Origin of the sequence: Pseudomonas sp. Leaf58 (genome assembly GCF_003627215.1) — a bacterium.
Classification (GTDB): Bacteria; Pseudomonadota; Gammaproteobacteria; order Pseudomonadales; family Pseudomonadaceae; genus Aquipseudomonas.
This window is the reverse complement of record NZ_CP032677.1, coordinates 3,547,573-3,573,137: the sequence shown is the minus strand read 5'-3', so window position 1 is coordinate 3,573,137 and position 25,565 is coordinate 3,547,573. Positions and strand designations below refer to the sequence as shown.

26 protein-coding genes are annotated in these 25,565 nt (G+C 62.6%); 9 read left to right on the top strand and 17 right to left on the bottom strand.

The annotated features are described in order from the left end of the window. Window positions 1-8: 8 nt before the first annotated feature. Complete coding sequence (gloB, locus tag DV532_RS16665) at window positions 9-788, bottom strand: hydroxyacylglutathione hydrolase (protein WP_056803353.1); 780 nt, start codon at window positions 786-788, stop codon at window positions 9-11. 85 nt (window positions 789-873) lie between these two features. Here gloB and DV532_RS16660 point away from each other — a divergent pair, with 85 nt between their 5' ends. From DV532_RS16660 to DV532_RS16645, 4 genes are all read left to right on the top strand, one after another. After that, the gene (locus DV532_RS16660; RefSeq protein ID WP_056803350.1) at window positions 874-1,647 is read left to right on the top strand and encodes a class I SAM-dependent methyltransferase; all 774 of its coding nucleotides are present in this window, start codon (window positions 874-876) and stop codon (window positions 1,645-1,647) included. A gap of 15 nt (window positions 1,648-1,662) precedes the next feature. Further along, the gene (rnhA, locus tag DV532_RS16655; RefSeq protein WP_016498736.1) at window positions 1,663-2,109 is read left to right on the top strand and encodes a ribonuclease HI; all 447 of its coding nucleotides are present in this window, start codon (window positions 1,663-1,665) and stop codon (window positions 2,107-2,109) included. A 51-nt stretch (window positions 2,110-2,160) separates the two neighbouring features. After that, window positions 2,161-2,919 (top strand): DNA polymerase III subunit epsilon, encoded by a 759-nt coding sequence (gene dnaQ / locus DV532_RS16650; RefSeq protein WP_056803347.1) that lies wholly within the window; start codon window positions 2,161-2,163, stop codon window positions 2,917-2,919. A gap of 140 nt (window positions 2,920-3,059) precedes the next feature. Further along, the gene (locus tag DV532_RS16645; protein ID WP_056803344.1) at window positions 3,060-5,309 is read left to right on the top strand and encodes an Orn/Lys/Arg decarboxylase N-terminal domain-containing protein; all 2,250 of its coding nucleotides are present in this window, start codon (window positions 3,060-3,062) and stop codon (window positions 5,307-5,309) included. On the opposite strand, the gene DV532_RS16640 is transcribed toward DV532_RS16645, so the two are convergent. Next, entirely contained in the window at window positions 5,293-5,511 is a 219-nt protein-coding gene (locus DV532_RS16640) for a hypothetical protein (protein ID WP_056803342.1), read from the bottom strand. The two genes, DV532_RS16645 and DV532_RS16640, sit on opposite strands and share 17 nt — an antisense overlap. Window positions 5,512-5,668: 157 nt before the next feature. Here DV532_RS16640 and chrR point away from each other — a divergent pair, with 157 nt between their 5' ends. Further along, entirely contained in the window at window positions 5,669-6,229 is a 561-nt protein-coding gene (chrR, locus tag DV532_RS16635) for a class I chromate reductase ChrR (protein WP_056803339.1), read from the top strand. 54 nt (window positions 6,230-6,283) lie between these two features. Here the strand turns inward: chrR and DV532_RS16630 are convergent, their stop codons facing one another. Further along, a complete protein-coding gene (locus tag DV532_RS16630; protein WP_056803336.1) occupies window positions 6,284-8,350 on the bottom strand; it encodes a TonB-dependent receptor domain-containing protein in 2,067 nt (688 codons plus the stop codon). A gap of 220 nt (window positions 8,351-8,570) precedes the next feature. On the opposite strand from DV532_RS16630, the gene DV532_RS16625 reads away from it, so the two are divergent. The 3 genes from DV532_RS16625 to DV532_RS16615 are packed head-to-tail and all read left to right on the top strand — an operon-like array spanning window position 8,571 to window position 9,534. Then, the gene (locus DV532_RS16625) at window positions 8,571-8,819 is read left to right on the top strand and encodes a response regulator transcription factor (RefSeq protein ID WP_056803333.1); all 249 of its coding nucleotides are present in this window, start codon (window positions 8,571-8,573) and stop codon (window positions 8,817-8,819) included. Between the two features lie 12 nt (window positions 8,820-8,831). Beyond that, window positions 8,832-9,179 (top strand): head completion/stabilization protein, encoded by a 348-nt coding sequence (locus DV532_RS16620; protein WP_056803330.1) that lies wholly within the window; start codon window positions 8,832-8,834, stop codon window positions 9,177-9,179. Next, the gene (locus DV532_RS16615; protein ID WP_056803329.1) at window positions 9,172-9,534 is read left to right on the top strand and encodes a hypothetical protein; all 363 of its coding nucleotides are present in this window, start codon (window positions 9,172-9,174) and stop codon (window positions 9,532-9,534) included. Before DV532_RS16620 ends, DV532_RS16615 begins: the two co-directional genes overlap by 8 nt. Here DV532_RS16615 and DV532_RS16610 read toward each other — a convergent pair. Further along, the gene (locus DV532_RS16610; protein ID WP_056803326.1) at window positions 9,531-9,923 is read right to left on the bottom strand and encodes a helix-turn-helix domain-containing protein; all 393 of its coding nucleotides are present in this window, start codon (window positions 9,921-9,923) and stop codon (window positions 9,531-9,533) included. The two genes, DV532_RS16615 and DV532_RS16610, sit on opposite strands and share 4 nt — an antisense overlap. Window positions 9,924-10,123: 200 nt before the next feature. Here DV532_RS16610 and DV532_RS16605 point away from each other — a divergent pair, with 200 nt between their 5' ends. Beyond that, window positions 10,124-10,387 (top strand): ogr/Delta-like zinc finger family protein, encoded by a 264-nt coding sequence (locus DV532_RS16605; RefSeq protein WP_082477057.1) that lies wholly within the window; start codon window positions 10,124-10,126, stop codon window positions 10,385-10,387. A 97-nt stretch (window positions 10,388-10,484) separates the two neighbouring features. Here the strand turns inward: DV532_RS16605 and nuoN are convergent, their stop codons facing one another. From nuoN to DV532_RS16540, 13 genes are all read right to left on the bottom strand, one after another. Next, window positions 10,485-11,954, bottom strand: a complete 1,470-nt coding sequence (nuoN, locus tag DV532_RS16600; protein WP_056803316.1) for an NADH-quinone oxidoreductase subunit NuoN — start codon at window positions 11,952-11,954, stop codon at window positions 10,485-10,487. A gap of 7 nt (window positions 11,955-11,961) precedes the next feature. After that, on the bottom strand, window positions 11,962-13,494 hold the full coding sequence (gene nuoM / locus DV532_RS16595; protein WP_056803313.1) for an NADH-quinone oxidoreductase subunit M: 1,533 nt from the start codon (window positions 13,492-13,494) through the stop codon (window positions 11,962-11,964). Between the two features lie 40 nt (window positions 13,495-13,534). Next, window positions 13,535-15,388, bottom strand: a complete 1,854-nt coding sequence (gene nuoL, locus DV532_RS16590) for an NADH-quinone oxidoreductase subunit L (protein ID WP_056803310.1) — start codon at window positions 15,386-15,388, stop codon at window positions 13,535-13,537. Then, complete coding sequence (gene nuoK, locus DV532_RS16585; protein WP_003251446.1) at window positions 15,385-15,693, bottom strand: NADH-quinone oxidoreductase subunit NuoK; 309 nt, start codon at window positions 15,691-15,693, stop codon at window positions 15,385-15,387. The genes nuoL and nuoK overlap by 4 nt, the downstream gene beginning before the upstream one ends. Window positions 15,694-15,696: 3 nt before the next feature. After that, on the bottom strand, window positions 15,697-16,197 hold the full coding sequence (gene nuoJ / locus DV532_RS16580) for an NADH-quinone oxidoreductase subunit J (RefSeq protein ID WP_019438098.1): 501 nt from the start codon (window positions 16,195-16,197) through the stop codon (window positions 15,697-15,699). Window positions 16,198-16,207: 10 nt separating this feature from the next. Beyond that, complete coding sequence (gene nuoI, locus DV532_RS16575) at window positions 16,208-16,756, bottom strand: NADH-quinone oxidoreductase subunit NuoI (protein WP_027592814.1); 549 nt, start codon at window positions 16,754-16,756, stop codon at window positions 16,208-16,210. Window positions 16,757-16,767: 11 nt separating this feature from the next. Then, window positions 16,768-17,775, bottom strand: a complete 1,008-nt coding sequence (nuoH, locus tag DV532_RS16570; protein ID WP_056803307.1) for an NADH-quinone oxidoreductase subunit NuoH — start codon at window positions 17,773-17,775, stop codon at window positions 16,768-16,770. Beyond that, window positions 17,772-20,486 (bottom strand): NADH-quinone oxidoreductase subunit NuoG, encoded by a 2,715-nt coding sequence (nuoG, locus tag DV532_RS16565; RefSeq protein WP_056803305.1) that lies wholly within the window; start codon window positions 20,484-20,486, stop codon window positions 17,772-17,774. The genes nuoH and nuoG overlap by 4 nt, the downstream gene beginning before the upstream one ends. 133 nt (window positions 20,487-20,619) lie before the next feature. Next, window positions 20,620-21,984, bottom strand: a complete 1,365-nt coding sequence (gene nuoF, locus DV532_RS16560) for an NADH-quinone oxidoreductase subunit NuoF (protein ID WP_056803302.1) — start codon at window positions 21,982-21,984, stop codon at window positions 20,620-20,622. Further along, window positions 21,981-22,478 carry an NADH-quinone oxidoreductase subunit NuoE gene (gene nuoE / locus DV532_RS16555; RefSeq protein WP_003251433.1) on the bottom strand — a complete coding sequence of 166 codons (498 nt, stop codon included), beginning with the start codon at window positions 22,476-22,478 and terminating at the stop codon, window positions 21,981-21,983. The genes nuoF and nuoE overlap by 4 nt, the downstream gene beginning before the upstream one ends. A 2-nt stretch (window positions 22,479-22,480) precedes the next feature. Next, window positions 22,481-24,262 (bottom strand): NADH-quinone oxidoreductase subunit C/D, encoded by a 1,782-nt coding sequence (nuoC, locus tag DV532_RS16550; RefSeq protein ID WP_056803299.1) that lies wholly within the window; start codon window positions 24,260-24,262, stop codon window positions 22,481-22,483. 79 nt (window positions 24,263-24,341) lie between these two features. Next, a complete protein-coding gene (locus tag DV532_RS16545; RefSeq protein ID WP_003251429.1) occupies window positions 24,342-25,019 on the bottom strand; it encodes an NADH-quinone oxidoreductase subunit B family protein in 678 nt (225 codons plus the stop codon). Window positions 25,020-25,028: 9 nt separating this feature from the next. Further along, complete coding sequence (locus DV532_RS16540) at window positions 25,029-25,442, bottom strand: NADH-quinone oxidoreductase subunit A (protein WP_003251427.1); 414 nt, start codon at window positions 25,440-25,442, stop codon at window positions 25,029-25,031. Window positions 25,443-25,565 lie beyond the last annotated feature (123 nt).

The window sequence follows — 25,565 nt, the reverse complement described above, 5'->3', positions numbered from 1 at the left end:
TGAGGTTATCAGAAGGTGTCCTTCCAAGACCTCAAGGCAGCAAAAACAGCGACATGCGTGTCGTTTGAATGTCCCTTCCATTCGTCTGCTTTTTGTTTAACTAATGTTTCAGAAGTACGCAGGAAGGGGTTGGTAAGCCGTTCCAGGCCAATCGTTGATGGCAATGTGATGCGATTTTCGGCACGCAGACGGGTAACGTCATCAAATCGTTGTAGAACGTGCGGATTAGTAGGTTCCACCGCTTTGGCGAAGCGCAGGTTGCTGAGCGTGTATTCGTGCGCACAGTACACCTCGGTCTGCTCCGGCAAGGCTGCCAGGCGGGCGAGGGCGGGCTGCATCTGCTCAGGGGTGCCCTCGAACATGCGCCCGCAGCCGGCTGCAAACAGCGTGTCGCCGCTGAACAGGACGGGTGTTGGCGACTGGTCGCTAAACAAGGCGATATGCCCCAGCGTGTGGCCGGGCACCGCCAGCACCCGGAAGGTCACCCCCAGCACCTCTACCTGGTCGCCTTCGGCCAGCGCCAGGTCACGGCAGGGAATGGCTTCGTTGGCCGGGCCGCAGACTCTGGCGTCCGTCAACTGCTTGAGTCGCGCCACCCCGCCAACGTGATCGTTGTGATGGTGGGTAACGAGGATGTCGCTCAGCACCCAGCCGGGGTTCGCTGACAGCCAGCGCTCCACTGGGCCGGCGTCACCCGGATCGACCACCGCACAGCGGCGTTTGGCAGTATCCTGTAACAACCAGATGTAGTTGTCGGAGAAAGCGGGGAGAGCATCGATCTGTATCATGGTGCGGATCCGATTCGCCTAGCGTGGCACATGAGGGCATCTTATCCGCGATGGCGCGGTGCGAGAACCTTCGAGGGAGAGCGCAATGACCGACCAAGCCTTTGCCCAGGCCGACCCGGACTGGGTCAAGCTGATCAGCCTGGCCCGTGAGTGGTTCAATGGCCCACTCGGCCAACTGATGCTCAAAGAGGAAGAAAAACTGCTGGAAGAAGAGCTCGGGCGCTTCTTCGGTGGTTACCTGGTGCACTACGGCCCCTGCGCCGAGCCGCCGCCCAGCGCCCCCCAGGTGCAGCGCAACGTGCGCCTCGGCGCGCCGCTGCCGGGGGTGGAAATCGTTTGTGAAGAGCAGGCCTGGCCACTGAGCGAGCACGCTGCCGACGTGGTGGTGCTGCAGCATGGCCTGGATTTTTGCCTCTCGCCCCATGGCCTGCTGCGCGAGGCCGCCAGCGCCGTGCGCCCGGGCGGGCACTTGTTGGTTGTCGGGATCAACCCCTGGAGCAGTTGGGGTATGCGCCATTTCTTCAGCCATGGCGCCCTGCGCAAGGCGCGCTGTATTTCGCCTTCGCGGGTGGGTGACTGGCTCAACCTGCTGGGCTTCGCGCTGGAGAAACGCCGCTTCGGGTGCTATCGTCCGCCGCTTGCTTCACCGGCCTGGCAGCAACGCCTGCAAGGCTGGGAGCGGTTGGCCGGCGGCTGGCAGGGCTCCGGTGGCGGGGTGTACCTGCTGGTGGCGCGCAAGATGGTGGTAGGCCTGCGGCCGTTGCGCCCAGAGCGCCGTGAGCCGATGGGCAAGCTGCTGCCGCTGCCGCTGGCCAAGGTCAACCGCACGGCGGCCAACCCTGAAACTGACAAGCACTGACTTCAAGAGTGGTACATGAGCGATAGCGTCGAGATGTTTACCGATGGTGCCTGCAAGGGCAATCCCGGCCCAGGCGGCTGGGGGGTCCTGATGATTTACAAGGGCGTCGAGAAGGAACTGTGGGGCGGCGAGCGTGAGACCACCAACAACCGCATGGAGCTGATGGCGGCTATTCAGGGCCTGATGTCGCTCAAGCGTGAGTGCGAAGTGGTGCTGACCACCGACTCGCAATATGTGATGAAAGGCATCAACGAGTGGATGGTCAACTGGAAGAAGCGCGGCTGGAAGACTGCGGCGAAGGAACCGGTGAAAAACGCCGACCTGTGGCAGCAGCTGGATGAGCAGGTCAACCGCCACAAGGTGAGCTGGAAGTGGGTACGCGGCCATATCGGCCACCCCGGCAACGAACGCGCCGACCAGTTGGCCAACCGTGGGGTCGACGAGGTGCGCGCCCAGCGTTGAGCTGGGGTACAATCCCCGGCTTTGTAACTGATGCAAGTTGGAGCGCCCCGCGTGGAGCAGCAGCAAGATAAACGGTTCGTCATTCTCGATACCGAAACCACGGGTATGCCGGTCAGCGAAGGCCACCGGATCATCGAGATCGGCTGTGTCGAGGTGATCGGCCGGCGCCTCACCGGGCGGCACTTCCACGTCTATCTGCAGCCGGACCGCGAAAGTGATGAAGGCGCCATCAACGTCCATGGTATTACCGATACCTTCCTGGTCGGCAAACCGCGTTTCCGTGAAGTAGCCGAGGAGTTTTTCGCGTTCATCCAGGGCGCCACGCTGGTCATCCACAACGCGGCGTTCGACGTTGGCTTCATCAACAACGAATTCGCCTTGATCGGCCAGCAGGACCGCGCAGACATTTCGCAGCACTGCACCATCCTCGACACCCTGCTGCTGGCACGCTCGCGCCACCCAGGGCAGCGCAACAGCCTGGATGCGCTGTGCAAACGCTACGACATCGACAACTCTGGCCGCGAGTTGCACGGCGCGCTGCTTGACTCGGAGCTGTTGGCTGACGTCTACCTGGCGATGACCGGTGGCCAGACCAGCCTGTCGCTGGCCGGGCACGGGGCAGACGCCGAGGGTGACGGGCAGGGCGTTGGTGGCAGCGAGATCCGCCGGATCACCGGCCGTGCGCCGGGGCGGGTGATCATGGCCAATGCCGAAGAACTGGCGGCGCATGCCGAGCGCTTGGCGGCCATTGCCAAGTCAGCGGGTGGGCCCTCGATGTGGCAGGCCCTTACCGAGGTACCTGCCAGCTGATTGGTCGCCTGTTCCGGCCCTTTCGCGGGTAAACCCGCTCCTACAGGTGAAAATACCTTACCTGCGAAGAGGCCAGTACAGGCAATACCAGGCTCAACTACCCTGAAATGGACGATATGTCCTTCGGAGGTAGCCACCTGATGTACAAGGACCTCAAGTTCCCGATCCTCATCGTCCACCGTGCCATCAAGGCTGACAGTGTCGCCGGCGAGCGCGTCCGGGGCATTGCCGAGGAACTGCGCCAGGACGGCTTCGCCATCCTCGCCGCCGCCGACCACGCCGAGGCCTGCCTGGTCGCCGCCACCCACCACGGCCTGGCCTGCATGCTGATTGCCGCCGAAGGCGTCGGCGAGAATACCCACCTGCTGCAAAACATGGCCGAGCTGATTCGCCTGGCTCGGCTGCGTGCACCCAGCCTGCCGATTTTCGCCTTGGGCGAGCAGGTGACCCTGGAAAACGCCCCCGCCGAGGCCATGAGCGAGCTCAACCAGCTGCGCGGTATCCTCTACTTGTTCGAAGACACCGTGCCGTTTCTTGCCCGCCAGGTGGCACGCGCCGCGCATATCTACCTCGACGGCCTGTTACCGCCCTTTTTCAAGGCCTTGGTGCAGCACACCGCACAGTCCAACTATTCCTGGCACACCCCGGGCCACGGCGGTGGTGTGGCCTACCGCAAAAGCCCAGTAGGCCAGGCCTTTCACCAGTTTTTCGGGGAGAATACCCTGCGCTCTGACCTGTCCGTTTCGGTGCCGGAACTGGGCTCGCTGCTTGACCACACCGGCCCCCTGGCCGAAGCCGAGGCCAGGGCTGCGCGCAACTTCGGCGCCGATCACACCTTTTTCGTCATCAATGGCACTTCCACGGCCAACAAGATTGTCTGGCACGCCATGGTCGGCCGTGACGACCTGGTGTTGGTGGACCGCAACTGCCACAAGTCGGTGGTGCATGCGATCATCATGACCGGCGCTATCCCACTGTACCTATGCCCCGAACGCAACGAGCTGGGCATTATCGGGCCGATCCCGCTCAGCGAATTCAGCCCCGAGGCGATTCAGGCGAAGATCCACGCCAACCCACTGGCTCGCGACCGTGGGCAGCGTATCAAGCTGGCGGTAGTCACCAACTCCACTTACGACGGCCTGTGCTACCACGCCGGGCTGATCAAGCAGACCCTGGGCGCCAGTGTCGAGGTGCTGCACTTCGACGAGGCCTGGTTCGCCTATGCGGCATTCCACGACTTTTTCACCGGCCGTTATGCCATGGGCACGGCCTGCGCAGCAGACAGCCCGCTGGTGTTCAGCACCCATTCCACCCACAAGCTGCTGGCCGCCTTCAGCCAGGCTTCGATGATCCATGTGCAGGACGGGGCCCGGCGCCAACTGGACCGGGACCGCTTCAACGAAGCGTTCATGATGCACATCTCGACTTCGCCGCAGTACAGCATCCTCGCCTCGCTGGACGTGGCCTCGACCATGATGGAAGGGCCCGCCGGGCGTTCGCTGCTGCAGGAAATGTTCGATGAGGCGTTGAGCTTTCGCCGTGCCTTGGCCAACCTGCGCGAGCACATTGCCGCACACGACTGGTGGTTCAGCATCTGGCAGCCGCCGAGCGCCGAAGGCATTCACCGCCTGGCCGCCGAGGACTGGCTGCTGCAGCCGGGGGCAGAGTGGCATGGCTTTGCTGAAGTAGCGGATGATTATGTGCTGCTCGACCCGCTGAAGGTAACCCTGGTGATGCCCGGCCTGAGCGCAGGCGGTGCGCTGGGCGAGCATGGCATTCCGGCCGCGGTGGTCAGCAAGTTTCTCTGGGAGCGCGGGCTGGTGGTAGAGAAAACCGGCCTGTACAGCTTTTTGGTGCTGTTCTCCATGGGCATCACCAAGGGCAAGTGGAGCACCTTGCTCACCGAGTTGCTGGAATTCAAACGCCACTATGACGGCAATACGGCGCTAAGCCACTGCCTGCCCAGCGTGGTGGTTGCCGATGCCTCACGCTACCAGGGTATGGGCCTGCGTGACCTGTGCGAACAGTTGCATGGCTGCTACCGCGCCAATGCTACGGCCAAGCAGCTAAAGCGGCTGTTCACGCGCTTGCCGGAGGTGGCCGTGAGCCCGGCCCGGGCCTACGACCTGATGGTGCGCGGTGAGGTAGAGGCAGTGCCGATCGAGGCGCTGCTGGGGCGGGTGGCGGCGGTGATGCTGGTGCCGTACCCGCCGGGCATTCCATTGATCATGCCGGGGGAGCGGTTCACCGAGGCGACCCGCTCGATACTTGACTACCTGGCCTTCGCCCGCGCGTTCAACCAAGGCTTCCCTGGTTTCGTCGCTGACGTGCACGGTCTGCAGAATGAAAGCGGCCGTTACACCGTGGACTGCATTAGGGAATGCGAATGATCTCGACGCCGCTGCGGGCCAGTTCGAAACGGTTTTCACCCAGGTGGTTGACCTTGTCACCGATAGCAAGGCGGTAGGTGGTGACGGGGGCGCCCAGCGTGCTGCCGTCGAGTTGCAGGGTGGACTCCTGGAACTCGTGCACGGGGTAGATGCGGCCTTCGGCGTCACGGGCGTGGAATTGGCCGACCATTACTGCTGCCATTTGGGTGGAAACCTCTGAATTACGTAGGAAATGTTTGAAGTCATAGACCGTGGAACTGCGTTGGAAGTTTTCGCCTTGCGGAAAAAAAAACAAAGCGCCGAGGAACGGTCATCTATAACTACAACGTCACTTTACCCAGCAAAGGTTGGAAATTGCCATGAGCCAGGTGTATTCAGTTGCGGTTGTCGTCGGCAGCTTGCGCAAAGAGTCCTACAACCGCAAGGTCGCCCGCGCGCTTTCGGAGCTGGCGCCGTCCAGCCTTGCGCTGAAGGTCGTCGAGATTGGCGATTTGCCGTTGTATAACGAAGACGTCGAGGCCGAAGGAGTGCCAGAGGCCTGGAAGCGTTTTCGCGAGGACATCCGCCGCAGTGATGCGGTGCTGTTCGTTACCCCGGAATACAACCGTTCGGTGCCGGGGTGCTTGAAGAATGCGATCGATGTGGGGTCGCGGCCTTATGGGCAAAGTGCCTGGAGCGGCAAGCCGACAGCGGTGGTGAGTGTATCGCCGGGGGCGATTGGCGGCTTTGGTGCCAACCATGCCGTGCGTCAGTCGCTGGTGTTCCTGGACATGCCGTGCATGCAGATGCCCGAGGCCTACATTGGCGGTGCGGCTAGCCTGTTCGAGGAATCGGGCAAGCTCAACGACAAGACCCGGCCGTTTTTGCAGGCATTTGTCGACAAGTTCGCTTCTTGGGTGAAGTTGAACAGGGCGGTTTGAGGCCTGTCCATTCGGTGTCAGTCTTCATTGGGGCCGTGCAGCGGCCCCAGCGGTTTAGCGGAAGCTGTAGGAAACGCCGGTATATACGGCAAACCCTTCGCCCGGCGTCGAGCGGGCATTATCGTCGCCGGCATCGTTGTAGCCCGGCGTTACCGTTGCCGCGTAACGCTTGTTGGTCAAGTTGCGCAGGTCCAGCCAGGTTTGCCAGTCCTGTTTCGGTGAATTCCAGCCAATGCGGGCGCCGAGCAAGGCATACTCATCGGCGTGGTAGCTGTTGGCATAGTCGACCTGCACCTTCGACGCCATCTGTGTATTGACGCCGGCATACAAGCCGTTCGGCCAGTCGTAGCGCAGCTCGGCCTGGTAGTAGTGCATGGGGATGCCGGGCAGGCGGTTGTCGCCGAACTGATCGTCATCACGGTAGTGGAAGTCACTGAAGGTGTAGGCCTGGCGCAGGCTCAGCTTGCCGCTGCCGGCGCGCTCCCACAGGGTGCTGTCGAGGCCGGCTTCGACGCCCTGGTGCACGGTGGCGCTGGCGTTGAACTCCTTGGCCGGAGCACCTTGCACGATTTCCACCGCCAGCAACTCATGACGAACTTGCGAGTAGTACCATGCCAGGTCCCAGCGGCCCAGGGCCGATTCGCCGCGCGTGCCCAGCTCCAGCGTTGTGGCTGTCTGGTTTTGCATTTCGATCGGTTGGTTGGCAGTTGGCGCGCTCCAGATCAGTGCCCAGGGGTGGGGCGGTTCGACCGAGCGGCTCAGGTTGCCGTACACCTGCAGGTCCGGGCGGATGTCATAGCGCAACCCCAGGCGTGGTGCATAGTCCCAGTCATGCTGGCTGACTTTGCCGCCCCCAGCAGGGTGGTAAGTCACATCACTTTCGCGGCGGGTATAAATCATCGCCAGGCCGGTGGTCAGCCACAGGTCAGGGAGCAGCTCCAGGTCATTGCCGAAATGCAGCACCGTGTCCGACCCCTGGTAGGTGAAGTCACGGCTGCGTGCACCGAACACGTCGCCATTGCGGGCGAACTGCGAAGCGCCGCTGTTGGGCAGGTGTTTGGTGGTACGCCAGCCGAGGGTGGTCTTGCTCTCGTGGCCGAACAGGGTGTCGCGGCGCAAGTAGTTCAGCGTGCCGCTGACATCGGTATAGGCCACCTTCAGGCGCATAGGGCCTTCGCGCAGGTCCATCGGGTAGTCGTGATAGACCAGGCCGGCTTCCAGGCGCGCATCGTCGTCGAGGTAGAAGGTGGTCTTGTTACCCACCCAGGTGCTGCCCGGTTGCGGGCGGCTGTCGTCGCGGGCCAGGTAAGCCGGGTTGGCTGCACGCGGGTGGTGCTTGATCTGCTCCTTGGTCAGGCGCCCGGCCAGTTCGTTCTCGGTTTCGCGGTAGCGCAAGTAGAAGCGGGTTTCCAGGTTCGGGTTGAAACGGTAGCCGACGTTGGCGGCAATGCCCTTCGCGCTGCCGCTGCTGTGCGCCTGGTAGCCGTCATATTCCGCATCGGTCAGGGCCACATAGTAGTCGAGGTTGCCCAGCACCTGCCCCGAGCTGACGTGCCGGTGCTGGTAGCCGCGGCTGCCGACTTCGTAGCGCACCTGCAGCGGCGCGGCGTCGTAGCCGGTGTGGGTGACGTAGTTGATCGCCCCACCCAGGGCCAGTGCGCCTTGGTCGAAGCCATTGGCGCCGCGCAGTACTTCGGCACGGCTCAGCCACAGCGGCTCGAACAGTTCGTAGGGTGTGCCACCCGGCCCGGTCAGGGGCAGGCCGTCGAACATCGTATACACCCCGGAGCCGTGGGCGCCGGGCGCGCGGTTGATGCCCGAGCCGCGGATCGACAGCTTGATGCCATCGTTGCCCGCCGACTGGGCGAACACCCCGGGCTGGTAGGCCAGCACGTCCTGGTTGCTGGCCACCCGGCCTTGCCCCACGCGCTGCATGTCCACCAGGTTGCTGGCACCTGGCACTTCGCGCAGGCGTTCGCTGGCCGCCGTCAGGTCGTTCTGCTCTGCGTCGGTGATCAACACCTGGCCCAATTCGACCGAAGCTGCCGCCAAAACGGGCTGGGTGGCGCCGAAAGCAGCCAGCAGGCCAAGGCAGGGCGATAGGGGTAAAGCGCAACGCATTGTACGACTCCAGGCGAAAGACGAATGGACAACGGCGGTGAGACGAGCGAAACGGCGCTTGGAGCACGCAGAAAGTCAGCTAATTTCGTGCTGTCTTCGTCAGACGGCTTTGTATGAAAGTTCTTTACAGGCCGCGGTGGTGGAGCGGGGTGGCAGGTGCTCCGTAAGGTGACTGCAGATCGGCAGCGATGCCTCTCTCAATCACCCGTGGAGTTCAAACATGATTGACAACACACGACTGTCGCAGCAACCCATGGCGGATATTCCGGTTCGCCTGACGCCTCGTGAACAGCAAGTACTGTTGTGGTGCGCCTATGGCAAAAGCTCATGGGAGATTGGCCAGATCCTGGCGTGCAAGGAATCGACGGTGAACTTTCATGTGTCCAACATCCTGCGCAAGTTCGATGTGCCCACCCGGGTGGCGGCGGTGATCAAGGCCATTCGCTACGGCATGCTGGCTGAGCAGTGAGGGAGCTGACGCATGAGCAACGATCCTCTGTTACCGCGTTTTGCCGACAGCCATGACCCATTTTGGCCACGGGTGGACCTGGCCCAGCTACGCGAGCGGCTGAACCTGCAGCCGATTGTGAGCGAAGCTGCACTGGAAGTGGCCGCACGCTGCGCGGCCATCGCTGCGGCACGCGAATTTGCACGCTGGCGAGCGGTATTTCGAGAGCGGGGCTACAAGCGCCTCGAAGATGTGGCCGGGCACGACCATGGGCGTGCCTTGCGTGTGTGCTACCTACGCTTTGTCGAGGCTGCGGTCATGTACAACTTGGGCTCGGCTGCTTACTTGCCCGCTGCACGTCGAGGGCGCAACCATGCCTGAAGCATCCTTTTTCGACGCGCTGTTTGCAGCGCTAGTGGTGTTGCTGGGGGCGGATGGCAGTGTGCTATTCGCGGCGCTGTTGGGGGCGTTGCTGGTAAGCGCGGCGCGCGACCGTTTGATTACCAATACGGCCAGGCGCCTGAAGCTGGGCAAGAAACTGTTGCTCGTGTTCGTGACCATGGGCGTGGGCCACCTGTTCGAGCCTCTGGTTTCGTCACTGGCGCCCATGCTGACCCGTGGCATGGCGGCATTCGTGGCCGCCGTGGTCGTGATCCCCATCAGCCTCAAGGTCATGGTCTGGCTGGATACGCTGGACCCGCGCGAACTCATCCAACGCTGGCGCCGCCGCGGTTAGCCCTTGGCGACATCGGGTAGGTGGTGGGCCAGCCTACGCAGTTGCTGTTCCAGCTGCTGGATCCGCTGCTTGTCCTGAATTAGCAGCAAAACGGTTTGACGGTCAGGCAGCGACAACGTGCGCAGGCGCTCGAGTGTGTCGCGTTCCCAGGCTTCCTCGTCCTGGCAGGTGCGATGTTGTTGGGAGCTGCCCAGCAATAGCCAGTCCAGCGAGCAGGCGTATTGCCTGGCTACGTCTACGCAAAGTGAATATGGAATGCTGTCGCGTACCTTCCAGCTGCTCAGTGTTTGCGGGCTGATCGACAGCGCGCGAGCAAGCTCGGCGTCAGATTCCGTAGCGGTCAAAAGCTTCAGCCGGGCCAGCACCGAAGCAAGGACGTGGGTACTCATAACAAATATCCATGACTGGTTTAATGATATTCCATGGGCTTAAACTACTCGCTATGAATACAGCCCTGCGTTTCAAGGAGCATTTTTGCAATGAGAAGCATCAAACGGAAGAATACACCTACCTGTGTAGTCAATACTGACAAAACTAGGCGACCATTCTTGCAGAGAGGCCGCCTGAACCATGCTTGCAGGTACTTGCCGTGAGTACTTACAAGCTTGTTTGCCCCCATTGCCAAAGCCGAATGCGTATACGCACCAGTGAAGGGCGCCATATTTTCCTGCGCATCGCCTATTTGCAATGCACCAACGAGGCGTGTGGCTGGTCAGTGCGTGCCGAGTTCGAAATGACTCATGAACTTTCCCCCAGCGGAATGCCTAACCCGGAGGTGTACTTGCCGTCGGCCAATGGTGATTTACGTAGGGCGGCGCTGCCGGCGGCTGCCCAGGGTACCTCTGAGGAATGAGGTGCGATTGGATGCAGATAAAAGAACGTGCAGATAAAAAAACGCGCAGATAAAAAAACACCCCGCATAAGCGGGGTGTCTTGTTTTGCCGGTGCAATCAGCCGATCAGTTGCAGGCCCGCTTGCTGGACCATTTCCAGCAGCGGTTGCGGGTAAACGCCGAGCACGAAGGCGAGAATCGCGATGGCCAGCAGCATGACGCCGCCGGTGCGCTGTTCCCACTTCAGCGGGGCGTCGTGGCGACGCAGGTTCGGCTCGACCAGGTACAGGGTGACCATGACACGCAGGTAGTAGTACACGCCGATGGCGCTACCGATTACCAAGGCGCCGACCAGCCACCACAGGTGCGACTCGACGCCGGTGGCGATGATGTAGAACTTGCCGATGAAGCCAGCAGTCAGCGGGATACCCGCCAGCGACAGCATCATCACGGTCAGTACCGCGGTCAGGTACGGACGGCGCCAGAACAGGCCGCGGTACTCGTACAGCGCATCGGCGTCACGGCCGCCGTACGGCGAGGACATCAGGGTGATGACACCGAAGGCGCCCAGGCTGGTGATCACGTAGGTGACCAGGTACACGCCCATGGCTTCCAGGGCCAGGCCCTTGCTGGCGACCAGGGCAATGACCAGGTAGCCGAAGTGGGCGATGGACGAGTAACCGAGCAGGCGCTTGAGGTTGCTCTGGGTCAGCGCCAGCAGGTTGCCGATCAGGATCGAGGCCACGGCAATCACTGCCAGGACGGTGCTCAGCACGCCGCTGCTGGCAGCAGGGGAGAGCATGAACAGGCGCACAACCACGGCGAACACCGCGACTTTGCTGGCGGTAGCCAGGAACGCGGCGACCGGCGCCGGGGCGCCTTCGTACACGTCTGGTGTCCACAGGTGGAAAGGTACCAGCGACAGTTTGAAGGCCAGGCCAACCAGCATCATGCCCAGGCCCAGTTGCGCCAGCAGGCTTGGCATGCTGGTGGTGGCCAGGGCCTTGCCGATTTGGTCGAAGCTCAGGCTGCCGGCGTCGGCATACAGCAAAGCCATGCCGAACAGCAGGAAGGCCGAACCCGCGGCCGACAGCACCATGTACTTGATGCCGGCTTCCAGCGAACGCTTGTTGAAGAAGGCATACGCTACCAGGCCGTAGACCGGCACCGACAGCAGCTCCAGGCCGATGAACAGGCCGGCCAGGTGGTTGGCGCTGACCAGCACCAGGCCACCGAGGGCCGACATCAGCAGCAGCAGGTACAGTTCTTCACGGTTGCCCGGGAAGCCTTTGGCACCTTCGCCAAGGTAGGCGTGGGCGAGGGTGACGCAGGCCAGCGTCGCCACCAGGATGATCGCCATGTACAGGCAGGCGAACTTGTCGATGGTGATCAGCGAAGTGACCGCCAGCGGCGCGACCTTCAGTGCCGGCAGGATCGACAGCAGGGCCAGGTTCAGGCCCACGGTGGACAGCAGGAAGGTCTGCGAGTGGTTGCGCTTCCAGGCGATCGCCAGCATCACCACCACCGTGGTGATGGTGGTGATCAGCATCGGCGCCAATGCGATGAAGTGTTGAGTGGTGAATTCCATAGCGCTCTTACCGGGCCGAAGCGAGTTGAGTGAAAGCGGAACCGAGCCACTGCTGCACACCACTCATGGTGGCGGCAGAGGTGTCGAGGAATGGCTGCGGATACACGCCCAGCAGGATCAGCAGTACCGCCAGGCCCAGCACCATGACCAGCTCGCGAGTGTCCATGCCGGCCAGTACGGTGTCGGTCTTGGCCGGGCCGAAGTAGGCGCGGTGGATCATGATCAGCGAGTAGACCGAACCGAACACCAGGCCGGTGGTGGCAATTACGGTGACCCACGGTACATGCACGAAGCTGCCGATCAGGATCAGGAACTCGCCGACGAAGTTACCGGTGCCTGGCAGGCCCAGCGATGCCGCTGCGAAGAACAGGCTGATGGCCGGCAGGTAGGCGATGCGGTGCCACAGGCCACCCATTTCACGCATGTCACGGGTGTGCAGGCGCTCGTACAGTTGGCCGGCCAGGATGAACAGCGCGGCAGCCGACAAGCCGTGGGCCAGCATCTGGATCACCGCGCCTTGCAGGGCTTGCTGGCTGCCGGAGTAGATACCGATCAGCACGAAGCCCATGTGCGAGACGCTGGAGAAGGCGACCAGACGCTTGATGTCGGTTTGCGCGAAGGCCAGGAAGGCACCGTAGAAGATACCGATCAGGCCCAGGGTCATGGCGATTGGCGCAAACTCGGCCGAGGCATTCGGGAACAGTGGCAGGGCGAAGCGCAGCAGGCCATAGGCCGCGGTCTTCAGCAAGATGCCCGCCAGGTCCACGGAACCTGCGGTCGGTGCCTGGGCGTGAGCATCAGGCAGCCAGGAGTGGAACGGCACCACCGGCAGTTTCACCGCGAAGGCGATGAAGAAGCCCAGCATCAGCACGTACTCGACGCCAGCCGGCAGTTCGGCCTTGAGCAGGTCACTGTAGTTGAAGGTGAGCACGCCGGTAGTGTTGTAGTTGACCAGTACCAGGCCGAGGATCGCCACCAGCATGATCAGGCCGCTGGCCTGGGTGAAGATGAAGAACTTGGTCGCCGCGTAAATCCGGGTCTTCTTGCCGTCTGACGAGCTGTGACCCCAGAGCGCGATGAGGAAGTACATCGGCACCAGCATCATTTCCCAGAAGAAGAAGAACAGGAACAGGTCCAAGGCCAGGAACACACCGACCACGCCGCCAAGGATCCACATCAGGTTGAGGTGGAAGAAGCCGACGTGGCGCTGGATCTCTTTCCAGGAGCACAGTACCGACAGCACACCGAGCAGGCCGGTGAGCAGGATCATCAGCAGCGACAGGCCGTCGAGGGCCAGGTGGATACTGATGCCGAAGCGCTGGATCCACTGGATTTTGTATTCCAGGGCCCAGGCTGGTTCGGCGCCAGGAGCAGGGGCGAGGGTGTAGTCGCCGTTAGCCCACAGCCACAGGCCAATGCCGAGCAGCAGGGACATGGTCAGCAGCGCGATCCAGCGCGGCAGGGTGGCGCCGAAGCGCTCACCCAGCCAGCACAGGAAGCCGCCGATGAAGGGGATCAGGATCAGCCAAGGCAAAATCATGACGGGTTGGTTTCCTTTGGCAAAGTCGCAAGATTCATAGTCATACCGCAGCCACTACCACGGCACCGAGCACCAGCACGGCACCAACGGCGATAGAGGCGGTGTACCAGCGCAGTTGGCCAGTCTCGGTCTTGCTCATGGCGACGTGGCCGCCACGCGCCATCCGAGGAATCAGGCCAATGGTGCGGTCAACCGGGTCCTTGCGCAGGATGTGGCTGATCAGCAGGTACGGTTTGACGAAAAGCTTGTCGTAGATCCAGTCGAAGCCCCAGGCAGCGAACCACCAGGCCGACAGGACACGACCGATGCCGCTGTTGGCCACGGCGCTGACGAAGCGGCGTTTGCCCAGGAACAGCAGGGCCGACAGCAGGATACCGGCGATGGCGATGGCACCCGAGGTGATCTCCAGCGCATGCTTGGCTTCGCCACCGGCGTGGCCGGCGCTTTCAGGCAGCACGCCTGCCAGCGGCGGGGTGATCCAGGCGCCGACGAAGGTCGACAGCACGATCAGCACGCCCAGCGGCAGCCAGTGGCTGATGCCGTGGCCGGCGTGAGCTTCGGTCTTGGCTTCGCCGTGGAAGGCGATGAAGATCAGGCGGAAGGTGTACAGCGAGGTCATGAACGCGCCAACCAGGCCGGCATACAGCAGGCCAGTGTTGCCGCTGGCGAAGGCTTCCCAGAGGATCTCGTCCTTGGAATAGAAGCCCACGGTCACGATCGGCAGGGCAGCCAGGGCCGCGCCACCGACCACGAAGCTGGCATAGGCCAGTGGTAGCTTCTTCCACAGGCCGCCCATCTTGAAGATGTTCTGCTCGTGGTGGCAGGCAACGATCACCGCACCGGAAGCAAGGAACAGCAGGGCCTTGAAGAAGGCGTGGGTCATCAGGTGGAAGATCGCCGCGTCCCAGGCGCCAACGCCCAGGGCCAGGAACATGTAGCCGATCTGGCTCATGGTCGAGTAGGCGAGGATACGCTTGATGTCGGTCTGTACCAGCGCGGCAAAGCCGGCCAGTACCAGCGTCACGCCACCGACCACGCCCACCAGGTGCAGGATGTCCGGCGCCAGCAGGAACAGGCCGTTGGTACGGGCGATCAGGTACACGCCCGCGGTTACCATGGTCGCCGCGTGGATCAGTGCCGAAACCGGGGTTGGGCCCGCCATTGCGTCGGCCAGCCAGGTTTGCAGCGGCAGCTGGGCCGATTTACCGACCGCACCACCCAGCAGCATCAGCGTTGCCAGTACCATCCAGGTGTCGCCAGCCTGGAACTTCTGCGGTGCCAGCACCAGCAGCTCTTGCACGTTCAGGGTGCCCAGCTGGGCGAACAGGATGAACAGGCCGATGGCCATGAACACGTCGCCGATGCGGGTGACGATGAACGCCTTGAGTGCGGCGTTACCGTTGTTGCGGTTGCTGTAGTAGAAACCGATCAACAGGTACGAGCACAGGCCCACACCTTCCCAGCCGAAGTAGATGAACAGCAGGTTATCGCCGAGCACCAGGAACAGCATGCTGGCGATGAACAGGTTGGTGTACGAGAAGAAGCGCGAGTAGCCGGCTTCGCCACGCATGTACCAGGACGCGAACAGGTGGATCAAGAAGCCCACGCCAGTGACTACGCCCAGCATGGTGACGGACAGGCCGTCGACATACAGGGTGAAGTTGGGCGCAAAGCCGTCCACCGACATCCACTGCCACAGCAGCTGGCTGTAAGCGCCGCCCTCAGGTGGGGCGACGTTGAACTGCCAAATGACGTAGGCGGCCACGGCCGCCGAGAGGCCGACCGAACCGACGCCGATCAGCGCGGACAGGTTCTCCGAAAACCGCCCCCGCGAGAACGACAGCAGCAGGAAGCCGATGAGGGGGAAGACGAAAGTCAGGAAGATAAGGTTCATCCGCGCATCTCACTGGCAGCATCGATGTCGAGAGTGTGGAAGCGGCGATACAGCTGCAGCAGGATGGCCAGGCCAATACTGGCCTCGGCAGCTGCCAAGCTGATCACCAGAATGAACATCACCTGGCCGTCGGGTTGGACCCAACGGGCACCGGCGACGACGAACGCCAGGGCAGAGGCGTTCATCATGACTTCCAGGCTCATGAGCACGAAGAGGATGTTGCGGCGGACCATCAGGCCAACCAGACCTAAGCAGAACAGGATACCGGCGACCGCCAGACCATGCTCGAGAGGGATAGCACCCATGATTTACTCCTTCGCCTCGTTGCGGCCCAGGTGGAAGGCGGTGACGGCTGCAGCGAGCAGCAGCATCGAAGCCAGTTCGACCACCAGCAGGTACGGGCCGAACAGGCTGATACCTACTGCTTTCGGGCCCACGGTGGTACCGCTGATGCCAGCGCCGCTCGGGGTGACGAACAGCACATACAGCAGCTCAGCCAACAGCAGGGCGCCGAGGATTACCGGCCCGGCCCAGATGCCGGGCTTGAGCCAGCCGCGTTCCTGGGCGACCGAAGCCGGCCCCAGGTTGAGCATCATGACCACGAACACGAACAGCACCATGATGGCGCCGGCGTAGGCGATTACTTCCAGGGCGCCGGCGAACGGCGCACCCAGGGCGAAGAAGATCATGGCCACGGAAATCAGCGAAATGATCAGGTAAAGCAAGGCGTGCACGGGGTTGGTCCCGGTCACCACCCGAAGGGTGGAGACCACGGCGATCCCGGATGCGAAATAGAAAGCGAATTCCATCTTTCTGTCCTTAAGGGAGCAAGCTCTTCACGTTGATCGGCTCGGCTTCGTTCTGGGCGGAGCCTTTCGGCTTGCCAGCGATCGCCATACCCGCAACACGGTAGAAGTTGTAGTCAGGGTTCTTGCCGGGGCCGGAGATCAGCAGATCTTCTTTCTCGTACACCAGGTCCTGACGCTTGAACTCGGCCATTTCGAAATCCGGAGTCAGCTGGATCGCGGTGGTCGGGCACGCTTCTTCACACAGGCCACAGAAGATGCAGCGCGAGAAGTTGATGCGGAAGAATTCCGGGTACCAACGACCATCCTCGGTTTCGGCCTTCTGCAGCGAGATGCAGCCGACTGGGCAGGCCACCGCGCAGAGGTTGCACGCTACACAGCGTTCCTCGCCATCGGGGTCGCGGGTGAGGACGATGCGGCCGCGGTAGCGCGGCGGCAGGTACACAGCCTCTTCGGGGTACTGCAGGGTGTCGCGCTTGCGGAACCCGTGGGAAAACACCATTGCCAGGCTGCGCAGCTGGGTGCCGGTGCCCTTAACGATGTCGCCGATATACTTGAACATGGGTCAAATCCTCACTGGGCCGCGACGGCTGGCGTGTTGTAGAGCACAACCGCAGCGGTCACCAGCAAATTGATCAGGGTCAGCGGCAGGCAGAACTTCCAGCTGAAGTCCATCACCTGGTCATAGCGCGGGCGCGGGATCGACGCACGCAGCAGGATGAACAGCATGATGAAGAACGCGGTCTTCAGCGCGAACCACAGGAACGGTACCTGCGGCAGGACGCCGAACGGGCCGTGCCAGCCGCCGAAGAACAGGGTTACCAGCAGCGCCGAGATGAGGATGATGCCGATGTACTCACCGACGAAGAACATGCCCCATTTCATGCCGGCATACTCGATGTGGTAGCCGTCGGCCAGTTCCTGTTCTGCTTCTGGCTGGTCGAACGGGTGACGGTGAGTCACGGCGACGCCAGCAATGAAGAAGGTGCAGAAGCCGAAGAACTGCGGAATGATGAACCACAGGTTCTGGGCCTGGTATTCAACGATGTCGCGCATGTTGAACGAACCCACCTGCACTACCACGCCCATCAGCGCCAGGCCCAGGAACACTTCGTACGACACGGTCTGTGCCGAAGCGCGCAAGCTGCCCAACAGGGCGTACTTGTTGTTCGACGACCAGCCGGCGAACAGCACTGCGTAAACCGACAGGCCGGCCATGGCGAAGAAGAACAGCAGGCCGATGTTCAGGTCGGCAACGCCCCACAACGGCGTGATCGGAATCACGCAGAAGGCGATCAGCAGGGCACTCATGGCCACGACTGGCGCCAGGGTGAAGATCATGCGGTCGACGAAGGGTGGGTTCCAGTCTTCCTTGAAGAACATCTTCAGCATGTCGGCTGCGATCTGGAACATGCCGAACGGGCCAACGCGGTTAGGACCGTAACGGTCCTGCCACCAGCCCAGCAGGCGGCGCTCGACAAAGCTGAGCAGGGCGCCGCAGACCACCACGGCGAGCAGGACCACGATGGCCCGGATCACGGTGAGGATCACATCGATCACTTCGGGGGTGAACCAGCTCATTGTGCTGCCTCCTGCAGGCCTTCAACGGATGCACCGAAGATGGCAGGTGGGATACCGGCCAGGCCTTTCGGCAACGCAACCAGGCCAGCGCCCAGTTGTTCATTGATGCGCAGCGGCAAGCGCAGGGCCACACCAGCCACGTTCAGGCTAAGCAGTGCACCGTCGTTGACGCCCAGGCGGTCGGCCTCGGATTTGGCCAGGCCGACGTAGGCTGCCGGTATGCGCTGTTGCACCGGGGTGGCGCGCGAGGAGCTTTCTTCGCTGCCGAACAGGTGGAAGAACGGTACCGCCGTCCAGGTGCCACGGGCCGGGCTGAAGGCAGCCGGAATGGCGTTGAACCAGTTCAGGCGGTCGCCTTGCGATTCGATCAGGCGTACGCCCGGGTCACCGGCACGCAGGTGGCCACCGACCTCGTCCTGGAACTTGTTCCAGGCTTGCGGCGAGTTCCAGCCCGGCGACCAGGCGAACGGCACCTGCTGGCGCGGTTCAGCCGAACCCGAGTAGCCTTCCATGGAGAAGGCGAACGCGGTGTCCTTGTCTTGCGGGGTACGTGGCTCGTGCACGCTGATGTTGGCGCGCATGGCGGTACGGCCGGAATAGCGCAGCGGCTCGCGGGCCAGTTTCATGCCCTTGATGCGGAACGCGGCGCTTGGTGCGGCATTGACGATACCGGCCAATTGCGGAGCGGCTTCGGCGCAGGCGCTGGTGACGTGGTCCAGTTGGGTCCAGTCGACCGGCTTGTTCAGCAGGGTGGCACGCAGGGCGTGCATCCAGCGCCAGCCTTCGTGCACCAGGATGCTGCTGTCCAGGTACTGCGGGTCGAACACCTGGAAGAAGCGCTGAGCACGGCCTTCCTGGCTGACCAGGGTACCGTCGCCTTCGGCGAACGAGGCGGCTGGCAGCACCAGGTGGGCGCGGTCGACGGTAGCGGTCTTGGAGTGGTCGGCAACGATCACTACTTTGGCGGCAGCCAGGGCGGCGTCGACCTTAGCGGCCGGTACGCGGGCGTACAGGTCGTTTTCCAGCACGACGATGGCATCGGCCTTGCCGCCGATGACAGCGTCCAACGCGGCATCGACGGACTCGCCACCGAGCATGGCCAAGCCGAGGCTGTTGGCTTCAGGCACCACCAGGCTCAGCGAGCCGTTCTTCTCGCGCAGCTTCAGGGCCTTGGCGATGTTGCCGGCGGCTTCGATCAGCGCCGGGTCGGCCAGCGAGGTGCCGGCGACCACCAGTGGGCGCTTGGCAGTGACCAGGGCGTCGGCGATGCGCTGGGCCAGTGCTTGCGCGTCGGCGTCCAGGCCGGCGACGGCAGGCGCGCTCGGGTCGATGGCGTGGGCCACAGCGAAACCGATGCGGGCCAGGTCGGCTGGGGCGGCGTGTACGCACTCTTCGGCGACGTCGTCCAGCTTGGTTTCAGCCAGCGAAGCGATGAACAGCGGGTACAGCGCGTGCTGGCCGATGTTCTTCACGGCGGCGTCGAGCCACGGCTGCACCTTCATCGCTTCGGCCATGGCCTCGGCCTTGCCTTTGGTGGCTTGGCGCACGGCCAGGGCAACGCGGGCAGCGGTTTGGGTGAGGTCTTCACCGAGCACGAACACAGCGTCGTGGTCTTCGATGTCACGCAGGGTTGGTACAGGCAGCGGGCTGTTGTTCAGCACGTTCAGGGCCAGGCGCACGCGGGCCAGCTCGCCAGCCTCCATGCCCGAGTAGAAGTACTCGGCGCCGACCAGCTCACGCAGGCCGTAGTTGCTTTCGAGGCTGGCGCGTGGCGAGCCGATACCGACGATGGTACGGCCGCGCAGCAGGTCGGCGGCCTTGTCCAGGGCAGCGTCCAGGCCCAGCTTGGTGCCATCGGCCAGGTGTGGCTGGCGTGGGCGATCCTTGCGGTTGACGTAGCCGTAGCCGAAGCGACCGCGGTCGCACAGGAAGTACTGGTTAACCGAGCCGTTGAAGCGGTTTTCGACTCGGCGCAGTTCGCCGTAGCGTTCACCCGGGCTGATGTTGCAGCCACTGGAGCAGCCGTGGCAGATGCTCGGGGCGAACTGCATGTCCCACTTGCGGTTGTAGCGCTCGGAGTGGGTTTTGTCGGTGAACACGCCGGTCGGGCAGACCTCGGTCAGGTTGCCGGAGAATTCGCTTTCCAGCACACCGTCTTCAACGCGGCCGAAGTACACGTTGTCGTGGGCGCCATACACGCCCAGGTCGGTACCACCGGCGTAATCCTTGTAGTAGCGCACGCAGCGGTAACAGGCGATGCAGCGGTTCATCTCATGGGCGATGAACGGGCCGAGGTCCTGGTTCTGGTGGGTACGCTTGGTGAAACGGTAGCGGCGCTCGTTGTGGCCGGTCATTACCGTCATGTCTTGCAGGTGGCAGTGACCGCCTTCCTCGCACACCGGGCAGTCGTGCGGGTGGTTGGTCATCAGCCATTCGACGACGCTGGCGCGGAACGCCTTGGACTCGTCATCGTCGATGGAGATCCAGGTGCCGTCGGAGGCGGGGGTCATGCAGGACATGACGATACGACCACGGGTGTCGTTCTCGTCGGTGTACTGCTTGACCGCGCACTGCCGGCAAGCGCCAACGCTACCAAGCGCGGGGTGCCAGCAGAAATAAGGGATGTCGAGGCCGAGTGACAGACACGCCTGTAACAGGTTGTCTGCACCGTTGACTTCGAGCGCTTTGCCGTCTACGTGGATAGTGGCCATTGTTCAAAGTTCTTCGTTGGCCCGCGTGAGCGGGCGTGGCTAATGGAAATCGGTGAGCCTGTGGCACGCCACGAATCAATCGGGCCTGCCGGCAAGCTGGCGAGTGGCACGGGCCACCCGCCTTATCGTCTTGTTATGCGCCGACCACGATCGGCTTGGCCAGGTTCGGGCGCAGGGTGTCGGCAGCGGATGCTGGAGCGACACCGGCCTCGAACTCGGACCGGAAGTATTTGATGGCACTGCCCAGCGGCTCGACGGCACCCGGTGCGTGAGCACAGAAGGTACGGCCTGGGCCGAGGAAGTTGACCAGGCCCAGCAGCGTCTCGATGTCCTCGGCGCGGCCTTGGCCTTTTTCCAGTGCGCGCAGCATCTTCACGCTCCACGGCAGGCCGTCACGGCACGGGGTGCACCAGCCGCACGATTCGCGGGCAAAGAACTCCTCCATGTTGCGCAGCAGCGAAACCATGTTGATGCTGTCGTCCACCGCCATGGCCAGGCCAGTACCCATACGGGTGCCGACCTTGGCGATGCCACCGGCATACATCTGCGCGTCGAGGTGCTCGGGCAGCAGGAAGCCGGTACCGGCACCGCCTGGCTGCCAGCACTTGAGCTTGAAGCCGTCGCGCATGCCACCGGCGTAGTCTTCAAACAGCTCGCGGGCGGTGACGCCGAACGGCAGTTCCCACAGGCCCGGGTTCTTCACCTTGCCGGAGAAGCCCATCAGCTTGGTGCCGTGGTCTTCGCTGCCTTCGCGGGCCAGCGATTTGTACCAATCGTTGCCGTTAGCGACGATGGCTGGCACGTTGCACAAGGTTTCGACGTTGTTCACGCACGTTGGCTTGCCCCACACGCCAACAGCGGCAGGGAAGGGCGGCTTGGAGCGTGGGTTGGCGCGGCGGCCTTCCAGCGAGTTGATCAGTGCGGTTTCTTCACCGCAGATGTAGCGGCCGGCACCGGTGTGCACGAACAGCTCGAAATCGAAACCACTGCCGAGGATGTTCTTGCCCAGCAGGCCGGCGGCCTTGGCTTCATCGATGGCGCGGTTGAGGTTTTTCGCTGCGGTGGTGTATTCGCCACGCAGGAAGATGTAGCCACGGTAGGCCTTCAGGGCGCGGGCGCTGATCAGCATGCCCTCGACCAGCAGATGGGGCTGTTGCTCCATCAGCATGCGGTCCTTCCAGGTGTTTGGCTCCATTTCGTCCGCGTTGCACAGCAGGTAGCGGATGTTCATGGATTCGTCTTTGGGCATCAGCCCCCACTTCACGCCAGTGGGGAAGCCCGCGCCGCCACGGCCCTTGAGGCCGGAGTCTTTGACCGCTTGCACGATATCGTCCTGCGACATCTGCGCCAGTGCCTTGCGGGCAGCGGCGTAGCCGTTCTTGGACTCGTACTCGGCCAGCCATACCGGCTCGCCGTCGTCACGCAGGCGCCAGGTCAGCGGGTGGGTTTCAGCCGAGCGCGCAATGCGGTTGGCCGGGCCGAAGGAAGTAATGGTCATACGTAACCCTCCAGCAGTTTGGAAACGCCAGCCGGCTGTACGTCGCCAAAGGTATCGTCGTCGATCATCAGCGCCGGGGCCTTGTCGCAGTTACCCAGGCAGCACACTGGCAGCAGGGTGAAACGGCCGTCGGCGGTGGTCTGGCCGAGGCCGATGCCCAGCTCGCTTTGGATCTGGCTGACTACCGACTCATGGCCGCCGATGTAGCAGACCATGCTGTCGCACACGCGGATGATGTGACGGCCGACCGGCTGGCGGAAGATCTGGCTGTAGAAGGTGGCCACACCCTCGACGTCGCTGGCCGGGATGCCCAGCACTTCGCCGATGGCGTGGATGGCGCCGTCTGGCACCCAGCCACGTTCCTTCTGGACGATCTTCAGGGCTTCGATGGACGCCGCGCGCGGATCCTCGTAGTGATGCATTTCGTGCTCGATGGCCGAGCGCTCGGTTTCGCTCAGGGCGAAACGGTCTGTTTGGATAAGCGTGCTGTTCATGCTTAGCGGTCCACGTCAGCCATAACGAAGTCGATACTGCCCAGGTACGCAATGAGGTCGGCGACCATGCTGCCTTTGATCACCGAAGGGATCTGCTGCAGGTGCGGGTAGCTCGGGGTACGGATCCGGGTGCGGTAGCTCATGGTGCCGCCATCGCTCGTCAGGTAGTAACTGTTGATGCCCTTGGTCGCCTCGATCATCTGGAACGACTCGTTGGCCGGCATGACCGGGCCCCACGAGACTTGCAGGAAGTGCGTGATGAGGGTCTCGATGTGCTGCAGGGTGCGCTCTTTCGGCGGCGGCGTGGTCAGCGGGTGATCCGCTTTGTACGGGCCTTCCGGCATGTTGCGCAGGCACTGGTCGATGATGCGGATACTCTGGCGCATCTCCTCGACACGGACCATGCAGCGATCGTAGGCATCGCCGTTGTGGGCCAGCGGCACTTCGAACTCGAAGTTCTCGTAGCCGGAGTAAGGGCGGGCTTTACGCAGGTCGAAGTCGCAACCGGTGGAGCGCAGGCCGGCACCGGTGGTACCCCAGGCCAGCGCTTCCTTGGTGTTGTACGCGGCAACGCCAATGGTACGGCCCTTGAGGATGCTGTTCTGCAGGGCAGCCTTGGTGTATTCGTCGAGGCGCTTGGGCAGCCATTCGACGAAGTCCTTGACCAGCTTGTCCCAGCCGCGCGGCAGGTCGTGGGCGACGCCACCGATGCGGTACCAGGCCGGGTGCAGGCGGAAACCGGTGATCGCTTCGATCACGGTGTAGGCGCGCTGGCGGTCGGTGAAGGTGAAGAACACCGGGGTCATGGCGCCAACGTCCTGGATGTAGGTACCCAGGAACAGCAGGTGGCTGGTGATGCGGAAGAACTCGGCCAGCATGATGCGAATCACGTCGACCTTCTGCGGCACCTTGATACCGGCCAGCTTCTCGACCGCGAGCACGTATGGCAGGTTGTTCATCACCCCGCCAAGGTAGTCGATACGGTCGGTGTAGGGGATGAAGCTGTGCCAGGACTGGCGCTCGGCCATTTTCTCGGCGCCACGGTGGTGGTAGCCGATGTCCGGTACGCAGTCGACGATTTCTTCACCGTCCAGCTGCAGGACGATACGGAACGCACCGTGCGCCGAAGGGTGGTTGGGGCCGAGGTTGAGGAACATGTAGTCCTCGTTGGCGCCCTGACGTTTCATGCCCCAGGCTTCCGGGTTGAAACGTGCCGATTCCTCTTCAAGCTGCTGCTTGGCCAGGGTCAAGCTGTAGGGGTCGAACTCGGTCGCGCGGGCTGGGTAGTCCTTGCGCAGCGGGTGACCTTCCCAGGTCGGCGGCATCATGATGCGGCTGAGGTGCGGGTGGCCGGCAAAGTCGATGCCGAACATGTCCCAGACTTCGCGCTCGTACCAGTTGGCGTTAGGCCAGATACCGGTCACGGTCGGCAGGTTCAGGTCGCCTTCGCTGAGCGACACCTTGATCATCACGTCGCTGTTACGCTCGACCGACAGCAGGTGGTAGAACACGCTGAAGTCGGCGGCTGGCAGGCCACGGCGCTGGGTGCGCAGGCGTTCGTCGACGCCGTGCAGGTCGTACAGCATGCTGTACGGCTTGGCCACGCCACGCAGGAAGCTGAGCACCTCTTTGAGCTGGGCGCGTTTTACCCACAACACGGGCATGCCGGTGCGGGTTTCCTGGGCGACGAATGCTTCGGCGCCAAAGCGGTTGTGCAGTTCGACGACCACATCTTGGTCGTCAGCCTTGTAAGGCGGAATGAAAATAGCGTTGTCCGCTGTCATGGTCTCGGTCGCTTTGGGTCAACGTTAAGAATGAAGCCAGGCCGCCGGCTCCTTGGGGAGCGGGCGGCAGGTCGCTGGATCAGACTTCGTCGGGGCTGCGCAGGTTGGTTACGGCAATGCGCTGCTCACGACGCAGGTCTTTCTGGGCTGGCATCTCGGCACGGTAAATACCTTGATCACCAACAACCCAGGAAAGCGGGCGTCGTTCTTGGCCGATCGACTCCTGCAGCAGCATCAAGCCTTGCAGGAAAGCCTCAGGGCGTGGCGGGCAGCCAGGCACATAGACGTCCACGGGGAGGAACTTGTCGACCCCCTGAACGACCGAGTAGATGTCGTACATGCCACCGGAGTTGGCGCACGAACCCATGGAGATAACCCACTTCGGTTCGAGCATCTGCTCGTACAGGCGCTGGATGATCGGCGCCATTTTGACGAAGCAGGTACCGGCAATGACCATGAAGTCGGCCTGACGCGGCGAGGCCCGGATGACTTCGGCGCCGAAGCGGGCGATGTCGTGGGGTGCCGTGAAGGCCGTGGTCATTTCCACGTAGCAGCAGGACAGGCCGAAGTTGTACGGCCAGAGGGAGTTCTTGCGACCCCAATTGACCGCGCCACGCAGCACATCTTCAAGCTTGCCCATGAAGATGTTCTTGTGGACCTGGTCCTCTAGCAGTTGATCGGTGACGGTTTCCCGTTCACCGACCGGGTACTGCTCGTTGGGCGCATCCGGATCGATTCTGGTGAGATTGTATTGCATGCCAAAGCCTCATTGTTTCAGCTTCGCTTGCCGCTTGCGGCGACCTTCGGGAGCCCAATCAAGTGCCCCGACGCGCCATAGGTAGACAAGACCAGCCAACAGAATTGCTATGAAAACGAGTGCTTCGACGAATCCGGTCCAGCCGCTTTCGCGGACGGACACAGACCATGCAAAGAGAAAGAGGGCTTCGATATCGAAGATCACGAATAACATCGCGACCAGATAGAATTTGGCGGACAGGCGCAGGCGGGCGCTGCCGACGGGCAGCATGCCGGATTCGAAGGGTTCGTTCTTGGCGCGGCCCCAGGCCTTGCTACCAAGCAGGCTGGACAGGCCGAGCATGAAGGCACACAGGCCGACGACACCCAGGAGGAAGATGGCAAAGCCCCAGTTGTGGGCGATGAGTCCTGCCGAATCGGACATGCTAGAGATCCTTATACAGAGACCCAGCTCTGCAGTCTGAAATAAGTGTAGAGCGGCGACTTGGCGTCGCACATGCAGTGACCAAATGTCGCAGCTGAATCAATCGCGCTGATTTTATGGGTA